Origin of the sequence: Leifsonia sp., assembly GCF_051955155.1 — a bacterium.
In the GTDB taxonomy this organism is placed as follows: Bacteria; Actinomycetota; Actinomycetes; order Actinomycetales; family Microbacteriaceae; genus Leifsonia.
In genome coordinates this window covers 1-18210 of the sequence record NZ_JBQCGZ010000135.1, presented here as the reverse complement: position 1 = coordinate 18210, position 18210 = coordinate 1, and the positions used below count along the sequence as shown (strand labels likewise).

Here is an 18210-nt window from a genome sequence, read left to right as displayed (position 1 = left end):
GCGCGCGGGCGCCCCACGCCGCCACGTGGTGGGTGAGGCGGCATGTCGCGACCGTTCGGCGCCTCGCCATGTGGCCGGACGCCCCGCCGTCCGGGACTGGGGGTCGCGAGCGGTCGCGACGTGCCGTCACGTGGTGGGCGAGGCGGCGTGTCGCGACCATTCGGCGGCCGGCGGTCAGCGCGGACACGCGCGGGAGGCGCGCCGCGGCACCGATAACATGGGACGGTGCCTACTCGCCTGACCAACTATTTCCTCCGCACCCTTCGTGAAGACCCCGCCGACGCCGAGGTCGCCAGCCACAAGCTGCTGATCCGCGCCGGCTACATCCGACCGCAGGCGGCCGGCATCTTCGCCTGGCTGCCGCTGGGGCTCCGGGTCAAGGCGAAGATCGAGGCGATCATCCGCGAGGAGATGGCGGCGGCCGGCGCCCTGGAGGTGCACTTCCCCGCCCTGATGCCGCGCGAGGCGTACGAGGCGACGGGTCGCTGGGAGGAGTACGGCGACCTGCTCTTCCGTCTCAAGGACCGCAAGGGCGGCGACTACCTGCTCGCGCCGACGCACGAGGAGGCCTTCACGCTGCTGGTGAAGGACCTGTACTCGTCGTACAAGGAGCTGCCCCTGGCGATCTACCAGATCCAGGACAAGTACCGCGACGAGGCCCGCCCGCGCGCCGGCCTGCTGCGCGGCCGCGAGTTCACCATGAAGGACGCGTACTCGTTCGACGCGACGGACGCCGGGCTGGAGGCCAGCTACCAGGCACAGCGCGACGCCTACGAGCGCATCTTCACGCGCCTCGGGCTCGACTACGTCATCGTGCAGGCGGACGCCGGCGCGATGGGCGGCTCGCGCAGCGAGGAGTTCCTGCACCCCACCCCGGTCGGCGAGGACACCTTCGTGCGCTCGGCCGGCGGCTACGCGGCGAACGTGGAGGCCTTCACCACCGAGGCGCCGCCCACCCGCGGCTACGAGAAGCTGACGCCGCAGGAGGTGCTCGACACCCCGAACACGCCCACCATCCAGACGCTCGTCGACGTCGCCAACGAGAAGCACCCGCGGCCGGACGGCCGCGCGTGGACGGCGGCGGACACCCTCAAGAACGTCGTCCTGGCGCTCACCCACCTGGACGGCTCGCGCGAGCTCGTCGTCGTCGGCCTGCCCGGCGACCGCGAGGTGGACCTCAAGCGCGCCGAGGTGGCGTTCGCGCCCGCCGAGGTGGAGGCCGCCGCAGACGAGGACTTCGCGAAGCACCCCGGGCTGGTCAAGGGCTACATCGGCCCGTGGTCGGCCGAGGGCGCCGTGCTCGGCGAGGAGGCGTCCACCGGCATCCGCTACCTGGTCGACCCGCGCGTCGTCGACGGCTCGGGATGGATCACCGGTGCCAACATCGCCGGCAAGCACGTCTTCGGGCTGGTCGCCGGCCGCGACTTCGGCTGGGACGGTGTCGTCGAGGTGGCCGAGGTGAAGCCGGGCGACCCCGCGCCGGACGGCTCCGGCCCCGTCGAGCTCGCGCGCGGCATGGAGATCGGTCACGTCTTCCAGCTCGGCCGCAAGTACGCGGAGGCGCTCGGCCTGAAGGTGCTCGACGAGAACGGCAAGCTGGTCACCGTCACAATGGGCTCCTACGGCATCGGCGTCACGCGCATCCTGGCGATCATCGCCGAGGAGAACAACGACGAGAAGGGCCTGGCCTGGCCGGAGTCCGTGGCGCCGTTCGACGTGCACGTCGTCGCCACCGGCCGCGACCAGCTCGCCTTCGACGTCGCGGAGCGCGCCGTGGCGGAGCTCGAGTCCGCCGGGCTCGACGTGCTGTTCGACGACCGCCCCAAGGTCTCGCCCGGCGTGAAGTTCGGCGACGCCGAGCTGATCGGCGTGCCGCGCATCCTGGTCGTCGGCCGCGGCGCGGCGGACGGCGAGGTGGAGCTGTGGAACCGTCGCACCGGAGACCGGCGCACGCTGCCGCTCGCGGAGGCGGTCGCCGAGCTCACCGCCTGAGCGGTCCCGCACGACAGCATCCGGCACCGGCGTCCGAGCGATCAGGCGCCGGTGTCGTCGTCTCCGGTGATCTCCGAGTGGATGCGGCGCAGGTCCTCCATGAGCGAGCCGAGCAGCACCCAGTGCCGCGGGTTCGGCGTGGAGATCACGAGCGGTGCCGTCAGCACCGGGATTCCGGCCGTCTCCGTGTCCGGCTCCGCGACGGGCGCGTCCGGGTCCCTGCTCAGCAGCCGCAGGTCGTGCGCGGCGCGGCGCAGCTCCTCGGCGATCGCACTGAGCGTCGGCTCGTCGACGAGGCTGTCGTCGTAGTGGTCGTGGAACGCGCGCGTCATGCCCAGTGCCCGCGTGATGAGCGGTTTCAGCCGCGCGAACAGGTCGACGTCGTGCTGCAGGACGGCGCGGTGCCGCGACTGGCGAGGGTTCAGGGTCAGGCTCTCGTCGGCGGCGGTGATCGCGGCCTCCGCCTTCTTCTCCATCGGCCGCAGCAGCCGCGCCTCGATCAGCAGCGCATCCCGCTCGCCGGGCGTCTGCGGGCAGACGAGCGCCTGGGCGAGCCGGTCCAGGGTCGCCGCGATCTCCCTGCCGAGGCCGAGGACCGCCGTCCGGGCGGGACCGGTGAGCACCGGTGGGACCACGACGATGTTGATGACGACGCCGATCGCGGCGCCGAGGACGGTCTCCACGATCCGCGCGAACGCGTACTCGGGGTTGGAGGCGCCGATCGAGAGGACGAGCATCGCCGTGATCGGCACCTGGTTGGCCGTTCCCGGGGTCAGCTTGAGCGCCCAAGCGACGAGGAGCGACAGGACGACGGCGACCAGCACGATCCAGCTGTTGGTCCCGAAGGCCAGGCCGATCACGTAGGCGACGACGACGCCGACGATCACGCCGAGGGACCGCTCGATCGCCCGGCCGACGGACTGGTTCACGCTCGGCTGCACGACGAGCAGCGCCGCGATGGTGGCGAAGACGGGCAGTTCGCCCGGCACGAGCAGGCCGGCGACGATCCAGGCCAGGATCATCGCGGCGGCGGTCTTGGCCACCTGCAGGAACGGCACCCTGGTCGTCGCCCGGATGTTCGCCGGCAGCGGGATCTTGACCGGGAACTTGGAAGCCACGTTCTCCAGGGTAGTCGGCATGCACGCCCGGCCGGGTCAGCCGGCGAAGCGGCGGTAGGCCCGCACGCTGCGCGCGAGCGCGGCCTGCTGGCCGGCGCCGAGCGGCTGGAACGGGCGGATCTCCGGTTCCGCCTTCGCCCCGCCGTAGCGCCACGTGCCGACGACGCGGCCGCGCGCCACGATCACCGGCTGGAAGATGCCGTTGCCGCCGGGCACGATCGCCTCGGCGTGCTCGTCGTCGAGCACGGGGGAGCGGTCCTGGTAGCCGAGCAGGTACTCGTCGAAGCCGGGCAGCAGGTGCACCGCGTCGCGCTCCGAGCGGCGCTCGGGGCGCTCGCCCGCGCGGTCCGCGAGCTCGCGCGTGACGAGGTACGTCGTCCCGTCCACCTCGAGGCCGGTCACAGCGTCGCCCAGCACCGCGAGCCCGCGCTTGGCGCCGGCGACGGTGCCCTTCGTCCACCAGACGAAGTCCTTCAGGGTCGCCGGCCCGTGCCCGGTCAGGTAGCGCAGCAGGAAGGCGGCGTGCGCCTCGTCCGGCTCGAGCGTCCGCTGCGCCGGCGCCCACTCGTCCAGCAGCACCAGCGCCTGCTGCGTGCGCAGTGTCGGACCCCAGCAGACGACGCCGGTCTGCGCCAGGTAGTAGATCAGGTGGTAGCCGCGCTGGCCGGCGGTCGCGATGCCGTTGTCCTCCCAGAGCGTCATCAGCTCCGCACGGCCGATCCTGCCGCCTCCGGTGAGCTCGCCGACCAGGATGTCGCGCGCGCGGCCCAGGTCGGCATCCTCGATCTCCAGCTGCTGGTGCCGGCGCGCGAGCCCCGCGACCATGCGCTCGGTGGTGACGGACAGCATCCAGCGGAGGTCCTCCGGCGGCACGAAGTGCAGCGTCCCGCGCATCGGCCAGGAGCGGACGATCCGGCCGGCGTCGAGGTCGGCGCGCACGTCGGAGCGCGTCGCCCCGTCCGTGCGCAGGCCGAGCGCCCAGGACGCCGCCCCGAAGTCCTGCGCCTGCACCGCGAGCAGCCGCCGGACGACGTCCGCCGGCCTCGCCTCCCGCTCGCCGTCGACCGCCTGCGCCAGGCGGCGCATCCGGAGCAGGTCGGCGCGGGAGGCGGTCATCTCAGGGCAGCAGTCCGATCTCGGTGAGCTGCTCGCTGAGGCCGGCGCCGTCCGGCGCGTACACCCACGGGACGCCGGAGAGTTCGCTGTGCTTCTCCGCCTTCGAGCGGCCGCCCGCGAGCACCGCCTCGCCGCTGGAGAGCTGCCGGATGGCGACGGCGGCCACGTTGTCCGGGTGCGCCGTCGTGAACTCGCCGTAGAGCTGTTCGTCGTGCTGGCCGTCGTCGCCGATCAGCAGCCACTTCAGGCCGGGGAACTCCTCGGCGAGCCGGGCCAGGCTGGTCTGCTTGTGCTCGCGCCCGCTGCGGAACAGCCGGTCGTGCGTCGGCCCCCAGTCGGTCAGCAGGAGCGGACCGGCGGGGAGCAGGTTGCGCGAGAGGAAGCGCGTCAGCGTCGGCGCGACGTTCCAGGCGCCCGTTGAGAGGTAGATGACGGGTGCACCGGGGTGCGCGGCGGCGAGGCGCTCCAGCAGCACGGCCATCCCGGGCGTGGGGACGCGCGCGTGCTCGTCGAGGACGAAGGTGTTCCACGCCGCGAGCAGCGGCCGGGGGAGCGCGGTCACCATGACCGTGTCGTCGACGTCGGAGACGACGCCGAAGGTGGCCTTCGGGTCCACGACGTACACGGGCGCCTCGAAGACGCGCGTCGACTCCGGGGTGGACAGCCGCGCGGTGTGCCAGCCGGGTGCCAGCTGTGCGGGGACGACGGTGTCGATGACGCCGCCGCGGTCCGGCATCACCTCGTGCGTCTCGCCCTCGATCTCGATCGTGACCGGGACGTCCGCGACGGGGACCGAGATGAACGAACGCCAGCCGCGGATGGACTCCTCGCGCCTGCGGTGCTTGCGCTCCGCCCTGCTGCCGGGCTTCGGCTCGCGCACCAGGAGCACACGGCCGAGGATCCGCACCCAGGTGGGCGATCCGTAGCCGGTGTACGGCACGACGGTCGCGAGGAATCCGCGCTTGCGCGCCCGGCGCGCGCGGAACTCGTGGAACGCATCCTCGATGCGGGCGGCGCGGTGCATGATCGGCTCGACACTCGCGGCGCGCTTGGCTGGGGTAGCGGTCATAGAGGTTCCAGTTTCTCATGCGGTGAACGATCGCTTTCCCGCGTCCCCCAGATCTGGGGGCGCTTTCTGCGGCGCGTCGCAGGTTTTTCCCGAGCAAAGGTGAGGTTTCCCCGAATATGATCCGTTGTGTGCGACGACACCGCCGTCGCCGGGCTGGGGGCCCGCAGACGTATCGTGGACGACAGAAAGAAGGAGTCACCCTCGTGCCCATCAATGACCTCGTGGCCGGCCAGAACACCATCGGAGCGCCACTCGTGCGCACGGAGCCCATCCAGGAGCGCAGCGCGGCGCGGATCGACGCGCTGCTGGACGCGGCGGCGGAGGTGGTCGACGAGATCGGCTTCGACCGGCTGACGACCGCCATGGTCGCCGAACGCGCCGGCGCGTCGATCGGGACGGTCTACCGCTACTTCCCCGACCGCATCGTGCTGCTCCAGGGCCTGCGCGACCGCGCCGTCCTGCGCTACCGGCACTCGGTGGTCGCCGCCATCCACGCGCAGAGCCCCGCGCACTGGTGGAACGCCGTCGAGTGCGCGATCGACGCGTTCGTTGGGATGTTCCGCACCGAGCCCGGCTTCCGCATCATCCGCTTCACCGACGCCGAGCGCGCGGGAACCGCGGAGGAGGAGGTCTCGCAGGACGTCTCGTTCGCGACGCAGTTCGCCGAGATCCTCGCCGACGAGTACGGCCTGCCGGCCGGCGACGACCTGGCGTTCCGCCTCGAGGTCGTCGTGGAGATGATGGATGCGCTGATCAACCGCGCTTTCGTCGTCGACCCGGCCGGCGACGAGCGCTACATCGCCGAGGCACGCACCGTCGCGCGCGAGTACCTCGAGAGGCGCTACGACAGCGGGAGGTGAGCGCCGCGGCGGGAATGTCGGTGGCACGTGGCAGGTTGTCGACATGGCACGACCCCGCCACAATTCGACTCAATGCGTTGAATATTCGGCCGAACGCTGTTTGGGTGGAGGGGATGTCCCCGATTCATTCCGCGACGGAGAGTTGAGACCCTTTTGATCGAGTTCCGCTCGGTGACGAAGCGGTTCCCTGACGGGACCGTTGCGGTCGACGACTTCTCGCTCGTCATCCCGTCCCGCAAGATCACGGTGCTGGTCGGCTCCTCCGGGAGCGGCAAGACCACCATCCTGCGCATGATCAACCGCATGGTCGACCCGACCAGCGGCACGGTCGAGATCGACGGCGAGGACGTGCAGTCGCTGAAGCCGGTGCACCTGCGCCGGAGCATCGGCTACGTCATGCAGAACTCGGGGCTGCTCCCGCACCGCAAGGTCGTCGACAACATCGCAACCGTCCCGCTCTTGCGCGGCGAGAAGCGCAGGAGCGCGCGCGCGAAGGCGCTGGAGCTGATGGACACGGTCGGGCTCGAGCGCTCGCTGGCGGACAAGTACCCCGCTCAGCTCTCGGGCGGCCAGCAGCAGCGCGTCGGGGTCGCCCGCGGGCTCGCGGTCGACCCGAACATCCTGCTGATGGACGAGCCCTTCGGCGCCGTCGACCCGATCGTGCGCGACGACCTGCAGAACGAGCTGCTGCGGCTGCAGCGCGAGCTCGACAAGACCGTGGTGTTCGTCACGCACGACATCGACGAGGCGTTCCGGCTCGGCGACCAGGTGGTGATCTTCCGGAAGGGCGGCATCGTCGCCCAGAAGGGCACGCCCGCCGAGATCCTCGCCTCGCCCGCCGACGAGTTCGTCGCCACGTTCGTAGGTGCGGACCGCGGCAAGCGCGCGCTGCACATCGAACAGACCCCGACCGGGTCCGTGCTCGTCGACAGCGACGGGCGCACCGCCGGCGTGCTCAGCGCCGGGGATTCCGAAGCAAAGGCCGCGACCGTCCCGGTCGCGGGTGCTGCGGCGCAGGGTGAGGACCCGACGTGAGCTTCTTGTGGTCGAACCTCGGCCAGGTCTGGAATCTCACGGTCTCCCACGTGTGGTTGAGCGCCATCCCGATCGTCGTCGGGTTCCTGGTGTCGCTCCCGATCGGGTGGGTGGCGAACCGGTACCGGCTCAGCCGGCCGGTGCTGCTGACGCTCGGCGGCATCCTCTACGCGATCCCGTCGCTGCCGCTGTTCTTCGCGATGCCGGCGCTGATCGGCACGAAGATCCTCGACCCGGCGAACGTCGTCGTCGCGCTCAGCATCTACGCGGTCGCCCTGATGGTCCGCACGACCGCGGACGCGCTCGCGTCGGTGCCAGGTGACGTCGTGCAGTCCGCGACGGCGGTCGGCTTCTCCGGCTGGCGCCGGTTCTGGTCGGTGGAGCTGCCGCTCGCCGGGCCGGTTCTGCTCGCGGGCCTGCGCGTGGTGTCGGTCTCGACCGTGAGCCTGGTGAGCGTCGGCGCGCTGCTCGGCGTGCCCAACCTCGGTCAGCTGTTCACGGACGGCCTCAATCGGTACTACCCGGAGGAGGTCGTGGTCGGCATCGTCATGATCATGATCGTGGCCCTGGTCTTCGACCTGGTGCTGGTGCTGCTCGGCCGCCTGCTGCTGCCGTGGTCGCGGCTCGACAAGCGAAGCGGCCGGCTCGGCCGCAGCGCGGCGATGAAGGCGGTGACCGGCGCATGACCGATTTCGTCGCCGCCTTCGGCTGGCTGGTCGACCCGGTGAACTGGGCCGGCCCCGGCGGCATCCCGGCGCGCACGGGGGACCACATCGTCTACTCGCTGCTCACGCTGATCCTGGCCGGCGTGATCGCACTGCCGATCGGCTTCGCGATCGGCCACACCGGCCGGCTCCGCGGACTCGCGATCGGCGTCTCCGGAGCGCTCCGCGCGCTGCCGACGCTGGGCCTGGTCGTCTATCTCGCGCTCATCACCGCGAACATCTCGATCGTGCCGCCGCTGATCGCGCTCACCATCCTGGCGATCCCGCCGCTGCTCGCGGGCGCGTACTCCGGGCTGGAGTCCGTCGACCGCCGGACCATCGACGCGGCCCGCGCGGTCGGCATGACCGAGTGGCAGATCTTCACGAAGGTCGAACTGCCGCTGTCGCTGCCGCTCGTGATCGGCGGCATGCGCTCCGGCGCTCTGCAGGTGATCGCGACCTGGACGGTCGCGGCGATCCTGCCCGTCGGCGGTCTCGGCCGCTTCCTGTTCGACGGCCTGGCCGTCCAGAACTACCCGGAGATGCTGGGCGGCTCGATCATCGTCGTCGTGCTAGCCCTCGTCGTCGACGGCCTGTTCGCGCTCACCCAGAAGCTCGTCGTCCCGCGTGGGGTCCTCGCGGGACGTGTCGCGGGCGAGGCGAAGGCGAAGGACCCGTGGCGCGCCTTCGGGATCACCGTCCCCGGGCGTCAACCGCTTCCCTGACCCGCTCACGAACCTGCACCGATCCCATCGCACCGTCGAAAGAGAGAGAATCACATGTTCGCATCCACCAAGAGCCGGCTCGTCGCCGGCGTGCTCGCGGCGGGGGCGCTGCTCGCCCTCAGCGCCTGCTCGTCGGGCGGAGGCGCCTTCAGCTCCGACAGCCCCACCTCCGCGTCCGGCGGCAGCAGCAGCGTCACGATCGGCTCCGCCGCGTTCGGCGAGTCCGAGATCCTCATGCAGATCTACGGCCAGGCCCTGGCCGCAAACGGCGTGACGGTCAACTACAAGCCGAGCATCGGCCAGCGCGACGTCTACCTGAAGGCGCTGCAGGACGGCTCGATCGACCTGATCCCCGAGTACTCGGGCAACCTGCTGCAGTTCTACGACAAGAACAGCACCGCGTCCTCGAGCGACGACGTCTACGCCGCGCTCAACGACGCGCTGCCCAAGGGCTTCGAGGTCCTCGACCAGTCCAAGGCGCAGGACGCCGACTCCTACAACGTCACCAAGGAGTTCTCCGACAAGTACAAGGTCACCAGCCTCGAGGACCTGAAGAACGTCACCGTGCCGCTCACGGTCGGCGCGAACCCCGAGTTCGCGACGCGTCCGTACGGCATCCCCGGCCTCAAGTCGGCGTACGGCGTGACGGCCACGCTCAAGCCGATCAGCGACTCGGGTGGTCCGCTGACCGTCGCCGCGCTCAAGAACGGCGACGTGCAGCTGGCGGACATCTACACCACCACCCCGGCCATCAAGGACAACGGCTTCGTCGTCCTCAGGGACCCGAAGAACCTGATCGCCGCGCAGAACATCCTGCCGCTGATCAACAGCTCGAAGGCGTCCGCGAAGGTTAAGGAGGTGCTGAACAAGGTCTCGGCCGAGCTCACCACCGACGACCTGATCACCATGAACGGCGAGAACCAGGGCTCCAGCAAGACCCAGCCCGACGTGATCGCCAAGGAGTGGCTGAAGGATCACCCCATCAGGTAGGCACCACGTCGGCGCGGCTCAGTCCGCGTCGGGAAGCGGCGGCTCGGGCGACCGGGCCGCCGTTTCCATGTGCGCGGCCTCGCGCCTCCCGAGCAGCTTCTTGACGAGGAAGACGACGAGCACGAAGGCCGCGATGATCGCGACGAACACGTAGCCCGCCCCGTGCAGCTCCTGCGAGAGCTCCCGGTAGCTGCCGGCGGCGAGCGAGCCGACGGTGACGTACGCGAGCGCCCAGAGCACGCACGCGGGCGCCGTCCAGGCCATGAACGTCCGGTACCGCATCGGGCTCATCCCGACCGTCAGCGGGATGAGGGAGTGCAGCACCGGCAGGAACCGGGACAGGAAGACCGCGATGCCGCCGCGGCGCGCGAGGTACGCCTCCGCCTTGTCGAAGTTCCTGGGGCCGAGCCTGCGGCCGAGCCTGCTCGCGCGGATGCGCGGACCGAACCAGCGCCCGAGCCCGAAGCCGATCGACTCGCCGCACAGCGCACCGACCACGACGGCGACGACCAGCGCCACGTACTCGACGGGGCCGCCGACCGCGGTGCTCGCCACCAGCACGACGGTGTCGCCGGGGACGATGAGACCGATCAGGATCGAGGTCTCCAGCAGGATGCCGACCCCGGCGAGCAGCGTGCGCAGCACCGGGTCCACCGACTGCACGATGGCGAGGATCCAGGTGAGCGCCTCGTTCACGCGGGCGTCGTCCTGATCAGAGCGCGGAACGCGTCGATGGCGGTGGCCATGTCCGCGGTCTCGTCCAGCATCCACTGCACCTGCATCCCGTCGGCCACCGCGACGGTGAGCCGGGCGAGGACGCGGGGGTCGGCGTCGGCGCGGACGCGACCGGCCTGCTGCTCGGCGCGGATGTGCTGCTCGAGACCGCCGACGATGGTCGCGTAGCGGTCGACGAAGTAGGCGTGGCCGGGATGGTCGGGGTCCGCCGCCTCGGCCGAGATGGTCGCGTAGAGCTGCACGAGCCCCGGCACCTGCGCGTTGTGGCGGACGATGCCGGCGAGGCCGTCGAAGGCGTCCGTCCAATCGGTCTGCAGGCCGGCGCCGCCCGAGTCCACCTCGTCGCGTTTGCGCAGCACCTCGGCGAACAGCTCCTCCTTGGACGAGAAGTGGTGAAGCAGACCGGCCTGGCTGAGCCCGACGGACTCGGCGATCTCGCGCAGCGACGCCTTGCGGTAGCCCTTCTCGGCGAAGACCTCGAGGGCGCGCGCGAGGATCTCCTCACGCTTGGCGATCCCCTTGGCGTACCCTCTCCTGGCCGTCATCCCTCCAGGCTAGTGGCCCGTCGCTGGTCAGCTGGTGAGAACCAGCACCGGGGGCACGATCACGAGCAGCACGCTCGCGGTCACGACGAGCGCGCGGAGCGCCGGCCCGACCGTGCGGTGGCCGGTGGTCAGGCGCTCCTCGCGCGCGAGGAGGGCGCTGCGCCGCTGCTCGGGAGTGCGCGGGTCCTTCGGGGCACCGAGCGCCGTGCCGGCGCCGCCGGTCTCGTCCACGATGCGGATCGCGTCGGCCAGCACCGCGTCGCCGGAGCTGCGTCGCGCCGTGTCGTCGGCGAGCATCTCCACGAGCAGCGCGACCGCGTCCTGCGCACGGGTGGCGATCGGGAACCAGGGCAGCGCGCGCTTCCAGGAGCGGAACGCGTCCAGCAGCAGGTGGTGCTTCTGGCGGAGGTGCGCGCGTTCGTGCGCGACCACCGCATCCAGCTGGTCCGGGCTGAGCAGGGCGATCATGCCCTCGGAGAGCACCGTCACGCTGCGCGCGCCGGGCAGGCAGTACGCGGCGGGCGCGGGGTGGTCGATGACCCGCGTGCTCGGGGCGTCCGGCAGCGGGGAGCTGAGCAGGCCGAGCAGTTCCATGTGCCGGTGTCGCTGCCGCCTGCTGCGCACCGAGGTGAGCGCGAGGTTCAGGACGAGGTGGGCGGCGAGCAGCACCGCCGCGCTGAGGGCGAAGGTGTGCAGCAGCGTCACCCCGGCCGGCAGCGGTCCTTGGAACAGGTGGGCGGCCGCGTTGCCGATCCTGCTCCACAGGTCGTCGCCGAACGGCTCGAGCCCGGCGAGCAGCAGCGAGCCGATCATCGAGATGCCCCCGGCGAGCGCGATGGACTGCCAGAGCCCGAGCGCGAGCACGGGAGCGGCCGCCGGCCACTTCGCGCGCGCGAGCAGCAGCGGCACCGGCCACGCCAGGGCCAGTGCGAGCGCGCCGAGCAGGAGCGCGGTCGAGTCGACCGGCATCGAGGTCAGCTGCGGGCGTCGAGGAGGCGACGGAGCATCTGCGCCTCGGACTCGTCGACGGAGCCGACGAAGTAGGCCAGCGCCTCGGTGCGGTCGGTGGAGGAGGCGAGCACCTCGCGCATCAGCTCGGCGACGTGGCCGGCGCGGCTGAGGCTCGCGGTGTACAGGTGCGGGCGGGCGTCCCGGTCGCGCTCGACGAAGCCCTTCTGCTCCAGGCGGGACAGCACGGTGAGCACGGTCGTGAGCGCCGGGGTCTTGTCGCCCTTGCGCTGCGCCGCTAGCTTGTCGCGTAGCTCGTTGGCGGTGATCGGGGTCTCGCCCGTCCAGAGGACGTCCATGACCGCCTTTTCCAGGTCTCCGAGATTCGCCACGGATCAAGAGTAACGCGCCGAGGCTGAGAATGTTCTACACTCTGTAGAAGTCGGGAGTTCTACAGAGCGTAGAACAGCGACCGAGAGGGTTGGCATCCGTGAACGAAATCCTGGATCCGCTGCTGCTGGCGCGGTGGCAATTCGGCCTCACCACGATCTATCACTTCCTGTTCGTGCCCATCACCATCGGCACGGTCACCATCGTCGCGCTGTTCCAGACGGCCTGGTACCGAACGGGGAAGGTGCACTACCTGCAGCTGACGCACTTCTTCGGGAAGATCTTCCTCATCAACTTCGCGATGGGCGTCGTCACCGGCATCGTGCAGGAGTTCCAGTTCGGCATGAACTGGTCCAACTACTCGCGGTTCGTCGGCGACATCTTCGGCGCTCCGCTCGCGCTCGAGGGCCTGCTGGCGTTCTTCCTCGAGGCGACGTTCATCGGCCTGTGGATCTTCGGCTGGGACAAGCTCCCGCGCGGGCTGCACCTCGCGACCATCTGGATCACCGCCGCCGGCACCATCCTGTCGGCGTACTTCATCCTCGCCGCGAACGCGTTCATGCAGAACCCGGTCGGCTTCACGCTGAACGGCGAGCGCGGCCGCGCCGAGCTGACCGACATCTGGGCGGTGCTGACGAACAAGGTCGCCCTCGCCGCCTTCCCGCACACCATCTTCGGCGCGTTCATGGTCTCGGCCGGTCTGGTCATCGCCGTCGCCGCCTGGCACCTGTCGCGCTCGCAGCACCTGGACACCATGCGCCCCGCGCTCAAGGCCGGACTCTGGACGATGATCATCGCGGGAGCAGGCTCGGTGCTCAGCGGCGACCAGCTGGGCCTCGCGATGGTCCAGACCCAGCCCATGAAGATGGCTGCCGCCGAGGCGATGTACAACACCTCGACCGGCGCGGACGCGTCCTTCTCGATCTTCACGCTCGGCACGCCGGACGGTGTGCACGAGCTGTTCTCGATCCGCATCCCGTACCTGCTGTCGTTCCTGTCGACGCACACGCTGAACGGGACCGTGGAGGGCATCAACGACCTGCAGGCGCAGTACGTGCAGCTCTACGGCCCCGGCGACTACACACCGATCATCTGGGTCACCTACTGGTCGTTCCGCTGGATGATCGGGCTCGGCATGCTGCACATCCTGGTCGCCGTCGTCGGTCTCTGGCTGACGCGCAAGGGCCGGATGCCGCAGAAGCGCTGGGTGTGGAAGGTGGCGATCTGGTCGATGCCGCTCTCGCTCGCGGCGATGATCGTCGGCTGGATCTTCACCGAGATGGGCCGCCAGCCGTGGATCGTCTTCAGCCTGATGAAGACGGCGGACGGGGTCTCGCCGGGGACGACGGGACTGGAGGTGCTGATCTCGCTGCTGGCCTTCACGGCGGTGTACGGCGCCCTCGCCGTCGTCGAGTTCAAGCTCATCAAGCGTGCCGCCCAGAAGGGCCCCGCCCCCGTCGAGGATCACCTCGACGAGGAGGGCAAGCACGTCCCGGTCGCAACGGTCTACTAGGAGCAGACGCACAATGGATCTCGCAGTTCTCTGGTTCGGCATCGTCGCCTTCTTCTTCGTCGGCTACTTCGTGCTCGACGGCTTCGACTTCGGCGTCGGGATGTCGCTGCCGTTCCTCGGCAAGGACGACGTCGACCGCCGCGTCCTGATCAACACCATCGGCCCGGTCTGGGACCTCAACGAGACCTGGGTCATCGTGGGCGGCGCCGCGCTGTTCGCCGCGTTCCCGGAGTGGTACGCGACGCTGTTCAGCGGCTTCTACCTGGCCCTCCTGCTCATCCTGATCGCGCTCATCCTGCGCGGCGTCTCGTTCGAGTACCGCCACCAGGGCAAGGGCGAGCGCTGGACGCGCTGGTTCGACGGGATGATCATCGTCGGCTCCGCCGTCCCGGCGTTCCTGTGGGGCGTCGCGTTCGCGAACATCGTGCAGGGCGTCGCCCTGGACGCCGACCACAACTTCACCGGCACCCTGTTCGACCTCCTGAACGGCTACGCGCTGCTCGGCGGCCTGACGACGCTCCTGCTGTTCTTCACGCACGGCGTGGTGTTCGTCTCGCTCAAGACGGACGGCGACATCCGCGAGCGGGCGCGCCGGCTGGCGACGCGCTCCGGCGTCCTGACGATCGTCGTCGCGGCCGCGTTCCTGCTCTGGACCGGCATCGCGCACTTCTCCGTCGCGTTCCTCGTGCTCGCCGCCCTGGCGGCGGTCGCGCTGATCGTCTCGTGGCTGATGAACCTGCGTGGAGCGGAGGGCTGGTCGTTCGCCTTCATGGCGGCGACCATCGCCCTGGCGGTCGTCTCGCTGTTCGCCGCGCTGTTCCCGAACGTGATGCCGTCGGTGCCGAACCCGGAGAACAGTCTCACGATCGCGAACGCGTCGAGCTCGCAGAACACGCTCACGATCATGACGTGGGTGGCCGCGATCTTCATGCCGCTGATCCTGCTGTACCAGGGCTTCACGTACTGGGTGTTCCGCAAGCGCGTGACCCGCGCGAGCATCCCCGAGGAGACCCCGGAACCGGCGGCCGTCTGACGTGCGTCCCCTCGATCCCCGTCTCCTCCGCTACGCGGGCGCCGCGCGGACGACGCTCGCGGCGGGCGGTGTCCTCGCGGTGCTGCAGACCGCGGCCGTTGTCGCGTTCGCGTGGCTGGTCACGCAGCTGATCGTGCGGGCGATCGCGGGGGAGCCGTTCGCGGCGCTCAGCCCCGTGCTGGCCGCGCTCGTGCTCGTGGTGATCGCCCGCGGCGCGCTGCTCTGGCTCGCGGAGGCCGCCTCGGCACGGGGCGGAGCGCGGGTGGTCGCCGAGCTGCGCGAGGAGCTGATGAGCGCGATCGGCCGGCTGGGACCGGCCTGGGCGGCGCGGCGCAGCAGCGCGGACGTCGCCCTGGTGGCCGGGCGCGGGATGGACGCGCTCGACGGCTACTTCGCCAAGTACCTGCCGCAGCTGATCCTGACGGCGATCGCCACGCCGATCCTGGTGGTCGTGATCGGCTGGCAGGACATCACCAGCGGCATCATCGTGATCGTCACGCTCCCGCTCATCCCGGTGTTCATGATGCTGGTCGGCTGGGCGACCCAGGCCGCGCAGCAGCGCCAGTGGTCGGCGCTGTCCGCGCTGTCGCGCGGGTTCCTCGACGTGGTCGGCGGGCTGTCGACGCTCAAGCTGTTCGGGAGGCAGCACCGCCAGGAGGCGCGGATCCGCGCGATCAGCGACGAGTACCGCGTGCGCACGCTCAAGGTGCTGCGGATGTCGTTCCTGTCGGGCTTCGTGCTGGAGCTGGCGGCGAGCCTGTCGGTCGCGCTCATCGCGGTCGCGATCGGGCTGCGGCTGCTCGGCGGCTCGCTCGACCTCTCGGTGGGGCTCTTCGTGCTGCTGCTGGCCCCGGAGGCGTTCCTGCCGCTGCGGAACGTGGGGGCCAGCTACCACGCGGCCACGGAGGGGATCGAGGCGGCGAGCAACGCGTTCGCGGTTCTCGACGAGGCGCGGGAGACGGATGGCGCCGCGCGCGTCCCCGCCGCCTCGCCGGTCGCCGGGCTGCGCTTCGACGCGGTGTCGGTGGAGCACGACGGCGTCCGGGCGGTCGGGCCGTTCTCGGCGCACATCCCGCCGGGGACGCTCGCGGTGCTGAGCGGCCCGAGCGGCTCGGGGAAGTCGAGCCTGGTCGCCGCAGCGCTCGGCTTCGCCTCCGCCGACGGCACGATCACCGCGGGCGGCCGCGCGGACGCCGATGGCCGGCGGTCCGCGATCGCGTGGGCGGGCCAGCGTCCCGGCCTGATGCCGGGGACCGTCGCCCGGAACGTCGCGCTGGGCGAGGAGCGGCCGGACCCCGAGCTGGTCGCGCGCGCCCTCGCCGAGGCCGCCATCCCGGAGCTCGACCCCGAAACCGTGCTCGGCGCCGGCGGCAGCGGGCTGTCCGGAGGGCAGGCGCAGCGGGTCGCGGTGGCCAGGGCGCTCTACCGGCTGCACGCCCGCGGCTGCGCCGTGCTGCTGCTGGACGAGCCGACGTCGGCGCTGGACGCGGTCACCGAGGCCGCGCTCGTCGCGTCGCTGCGGTCCATCGCGGACGCGGGCGCGGCCGTCCTGGTCGTGAGCCATCGCGAGGCCGTCGCCGCGGCCGCCGATGTCGTCTTCGAGGCGGGGGTGACGGCCGATGTCCGCTGATCGCGAGGCCACCCGCCGCATCCTGCGCCAGGCTCTGCCGCCCGCGCGCCGGCTGTGGGCGGCGATCGCCCTCGGCGCGCTCAGCGCTGCCTGCGCGGTCGCCCTGCTCGCGGTCTCCGCGTGGCTGATCACGCGCGCCGCGGAGCAGCCGGCCCTCATGTACATCTCGGCGGCCGTGGTCGGGGTGCGGGCCTTCGCCCTCGGTCGCGCGTTCTTCCGCTACCTGGAGCGGCTGGCCGGTCACGACGCAGCGTTCCGGCAGCTCGGCGGGATCCGCTCCGACATGTTCGCGCGGCTGGTCCCGCTCGCGCCGGACGGTCTGCGCGGCACGCGCGGCGGCTACCTCCTGGCGCGGCTGGCGGGGGACGTGGACGAACTGCAGGATTACGCGCTCCGTGTCATCCAGCCGCTGGTCAGCGCGGGAATCGTTGCGGTGCTCAGCGTCGCGGGAGTATTCCTGCTGCTGCCGGAGGCGGCTGCCGGGCTGCTGCTGGCGCTGGTCGCGGCGTTCGCGGTCGGTGCGCTCGTCAACCGGTGGGCGGCGGGCAGCGCGGAGCAGCGGATCGCCCCGCTGCGCGCCGAACTGACCGACGCCATCCTCGACACGGTGCGGAACGTGGACGTGCTGACCGCGTTCGGTGCCCTCCCCGCCGCGCAGGAGCGCGTCCGTTCCGCCAGCGCCCGGCTGACCGCCGCCGTCCGCACGCGGGCCGCCGGCCTCGGGCTCACGGCCGGCGCGGTCTCGCTGTTCGCGGGGGCCGCGACGGTGATCGGGCTGGTGACCGGCATCCCGGCCCTGGCCGCCGGGCGCCTGGACGGACCGCAGCTCGCCGTCGTCGCGCTGCTGCCGCTGGCCGTGTTCGAGGTGTTCGGCACGGTGCCGCTCGCCCTCGGCGCGTGGCGGCGGGTGCGGGCGAGCGCCGAGCGGATCGCCGAGACCGCGCCGGAGCGGGTGCCGGAGGGCATCCCGGTGGACGTGCCGGACGCGCGGGCGTTCGAGCCGGTCGGCGTTCCGGCCGTCGCCCTGTCGTCGGCGACCGCGACCTGGCCGGACGAGACCCGGCCGGTGCTGCGCGACGTCGACCTGCGGCTGGAGCCGGGGGAGCGCGTGCTGCTCACCGGGCCGACCGGCGCGGGGAAGACCGCGCTCGCGCACGTCCTCACCCGGCTGCTGGAGGTGGACGGCGGCTTCGAGGTCGACGGTGCGCCGGTGCACGGGCTGCGCCAGGACGACGTGCGGCGGGTCATCGGCCTGTGCGAGCAGCAGCCGTACCTGTTCGACGCCGACCTGCGCCAGAACCTCCTGTTCGCGCGCGAGTCGGCGAGCGACGATGACCTGCTGGCGGTCCTCGACAGGGTCGGCCTCGGCGCGTGGACGCGCGAGCGCGGCGGCCTCGACGCCGCCGTCGGCGAACGCGGAGCGCTGGTGTCCGGAGGTCAGGCGCAGCGCATCGCGCTGGCCCGCGCGCTCCTGGCCGACTTCCCCGTCCTCGTCGTGGACGAGCCGACCGCGAACGTCGACCCGGCGGTCGCCGGGCGCATCGTCGAGGACATCCTGACGACGGCCGCGGAGGACGGCCGCACGGTACTGCTCATCTCGCACACCGACGCCCCCGAGCACCTGATCACCCGCCGCCTCCGCCTCGAGTCCGGCACCCTCCTCACCTGACCCGTGCCCCCGCAGCCGCCGAGTACGCAGAAAGTGTCCCCGAAACGGGGGGGGTCGCCGAGTTTGTGGGGTGTCGGGCGGGCGGGGGGGGGGGGGGGGGGGGGGGGGGGGGGGGGGGGCCCGGGGGGCGCGCCGGCG

Annotated in this window: 17 protein-coding genes; 10 read left to right on the top strand and 7 right to left on the bottom strand. The window is 71.5% G+C overall.

Annotated elements, in window-relative coordinates:
- The first annotated feature begins 225 nt into the window (after positions 1–225).
- Positions 226–1992 (top strand): proline--tRNA ligase, encoded by a 1767-nt coding sequence (locus tag ACTHMF_RS15225; RefSeq protein ID WP_440318751.1) that lies wholly within the window; start codon positions 226–228, stop codon positions 1990–1992.
- Positions 1993–2033: 41 nt separating this feature from the next.
- Here the strand turns inward: ACTHMF_RS15225 and ACTHMF_RS15220 are convergent, their stop codons facing one another.
- The 3 genes from ACTHMF_RS15220 to ACTHMF_RS15210 are packed head-to-tail and all read right to left on the bottom strand — an operon-like array spanning position 2034 to position 5295.
- Positions 2034–3110: an FUSC family protein gene (locus ACTHMF_RS15220; protein ID WP_440318750.1), complete on the bottom strand. Its 1077-nt coding sequence runs from the start codon at positions 3108–3110 to the stop codon at positions 2034–2036.
- 36 nt (positions 3111–3146) lie between these two features.
- Positions 3147–4226 (bottom strand): winged helix DNA-binding domain-containing protein, encoded by a 1080-nt coding sequence (locus tag ACTHMF_RS15215; RefSeq protein WP_440318748.1) that lies wholly within the window; start codon positions 4224–4226, stop codon positions 3147–3149.
- 1 nt (position 4227) lies between these two features.
- Positions 4228–5295, bottom strand: coding sequence for an App1 family protein (locus ACTHMF_RS15210; RefSeq protein ID WP_440318747.1), 1068 nt, complete (start codon positions 5293–5295; stop codon positions 4228–4230).
- 203 nt (positions 5296–5498) lie between these two features.
- Between ACTHMF_RS15210 and ACTHMF_RS15205 the strand changes: the two genes are divergently transcribed.
- The 5 genes from ACTHMF_RS15205 (at position 5499) to ACTHMF_RS15185 (ending at position 9609) form a co-directional block, all read left to right on the top strand.
- Positions 5499–6155 (top strand): TetR family transcriptional regulator, encoded by a 657-nt coding sequence (locus ACTHMF_RS15205; RefSeq protein WP_440318745.1) that lies wholly within the window; start codon positions 5499–5501, stop codon positions 6153–6155.
- Positions 6156–6308: 153 nt separating this feature from the next.
- The gene (locus tag ACTHMF_RS15200; RefSeq protein WP_314148662.1) at positions 6309–7190 is read left to right on the top strand and encodes an ABC transporter ATP-binding protein; all 882 of its coding nucleotides are present in this window, start codon (positions 6309–6311) and stop codon (positions 7188–7190) included.
- On the top strand, positions 7187–7876 hold the full coding sequence (locus tag ACTHMF_RS15195; RefSeq protein ID WP_440318743.1) for an ABC transporter permease: 690 nt from the start codon (positions 7187–7189) through the stop codon (positions 7874–7876). Before ACTHMF_RS15200 ends, ACTHMF_RS15195 begins: the two co-directional genes overlap by 4 nt.
- Complete coding sequence (locus ACTHMF_RS15190) at positions 7873–8619, top strand: ABC transporter permease (RefSeq protein WP_440318741.1); 747 nt, start codon at positions 7873–7875, stop codon at positions 8617–8619. Before ACTHMF_RS15195 ends, ACTHMF_RS15190 begins: the two co-directional genes overlap by 4 nt.
- A 54-nt stretch (positions 8620–8673) precedes the next feature.
- A complete protein-coding gene (locus ACTHMF_RS15185; protein ID WP_440318739.1) occupies positions 8674–9609 on the top strand; it encodes an ABC transporter substrate-binding protein in 936 nt (311 codons plus the stop codon).
- An 18-nt stretch (positions 9610–9627) separates the two neighbouring features.
- On the opposite strand, the gene ACTHMF_RS15180 is transcribed toward ACTHMF_RS15185, so the two are convergent.
- The 4 genes from ACTHMF_RS15180 to ACTHMF_RS15165 are packed head-to-tail and all read right to left on the bottom strand — an operon-like array spanning position 9628 to position 12229.
- On the bottom strand, positions 9628–10305 hold the full coding sequence (locus ACTHMF_RS15180) for a DedA family protein (protein WP_440318737.1): 678 nt from the start codon (positions 10303–10305) through the stop codon (positions 9628–9630).
- Positions 10302–10889: a TetR/AcrR family transcriptional regulator gene (locus ACTHMF_RS15175; protein WP_440318735.1), complete on the bottom strand. Its 588-nt coding sequence runs from the start codon at positions 10887–10889 to the stop codon at positions 10302–10304. Before ACTHMF_RS15175 ends, ACTHMF_RS15180 begins: the two co-directional genes overlap by 4 nt.
- Positions 10890–10916: 27 nt before the next feature.
- Positions 10917–11858, bottom strand: coding sequence for a M56 family metallopeptidase (locus tag ACTHMF_RS15170; protein ID WP_440318733.1), 942 nt, complete (start codon positions 11856–11858; stop codon positions 10917–10919).
- Between the two features lie 5 nt (positions 11859–11863).
- Positions 11864–12229, bottom strand: coding sequence for a BlaI/MecI/CopY family transcriptional regulator (locus tag ACTHMF_RS15165; RefSeq protein ID WP_440318731.1), 366 nt, complete (start codon positions 12227–12229; stop codon positions 11864–11866).
- Between the two features lie 98 nt (positions 12230–12327).
- On the opposite strand from ACTHMF_RS15165, the gene ACTHMF_RS15160 reads away from it, so the two are divergent.
- From ACTHMF_RS15160 to cydC, 4 genes are read left to right on the top strand one after another with little or no spacing between them, the layout of a single operon-like run.
- Positions 12328–13740 carry a cytochrome ubiquinol oxidase subunit I gene (locus ACTHMF_RS15160; RefSeq protein ID WP_314148654.1) on the top strand — a complete coding sequence of 471 codons (1413 nt, stop codon included), beginning with the start codon at positions 12328–12330 and terminating at the stop codon, positions 13738–13740.
- A gap of 13 nt (positions 13741–13753) precedes the next feature.
- The gene (cydB, locus tag ACTHMF_RS15155; protein WP_440318729.1) at positions 13754–14773 is read left to right on the top strand and encodes a cytochrome d ubiquinol oxidase subunit II; all 1020 of its coding nucleotides are present in this window, start codon (positions 13754–13756) and stop codon (positions 14771–14773) included.
- Position 14774: 1 nt separating this feature from the next.
- Positions 14775–16403, top strand: a complete 1629-nt coding sequence (gene cydD / locus ACTHMF_RS15150) for a thiol reductant ABC exporter subunit CydD (RefSeq protein ID WP_440318727.1) — start codon at positions 14775–14777, stop codon at positions 16401–16403.
- Positions 16393–18072, top strand: coding sequence for a thiol reductant ABC exporter subunit CydC (gene cydC, locus ACTHMF_RS15145; protein ID WP_440318726.1), 1680 nt, complete (start codon positions 16393–16395; stop codon positions 18070–18072). The genes cydD and cydC overlap by 11 nt, the downstream gene beginning before the upstream one ends.
- Positions 18073–18210 lie beyond the last annotated feature (138 nt).

Coding starts and splice junctions, on each gene's coding strand:
- ACTHMF_RS15190 (WP_440318741.1), top strand. CDS start 7,873: ATGACCGATTTCGTCGCCGCCTTCGGCTGGCTGGTCGACCCGGTGAAC.
- cydB (WP_440318729.1), top strand. CDS start 13,754: ATGGATCTCGCAGTTCTCTGGTTCGGCATCGTCGCCTTCTTCTTCGTC.
- ACTHMF_RS15170 (WP_440318733.1), bottom strand. CDS start 11,858: ATGCCGGTCGACTCGACCGCGCTCCTGCTCGGCGCGCTCGCACTGGCC.
- cydC (WP_440318726.1), top strand. CDS start 16,393: ATGTCCGCTGATCGCGAGGCCACCCGCCGCATCCTGCGCCAGGCTCTG.
- ACTHMF_RS15185 (WP_440318739.1), top strand. CDS start 8,674: ATGTTCGCATCCACCAAGAGCCGGCTCGTCGCCGGCGTGCTCGCGGCG.
- ACTHMF_RS15175 (WP_440318735.1), bottom strand. CDS start 10,889: ATGACGGCCAGGAGAGGGTACGCCAAGGGGATCGCCAAGCGTGAGGAG.
- ACTHMF_RS15210 (WP_440318747.1), bottom strand. CDS start 5,295: ATGACCGCTACCCCAGCCAAGCGCGCCGCGAGTGTCGAGCCGATCATG.
- ACTHMF_RS15215 (WP_440318748.1), bottom strand. CDS start 4,226: ATGACCGCCTCCCGCGCCGACCTGCTCCGGATGCGCCGCCTGGCGCAG.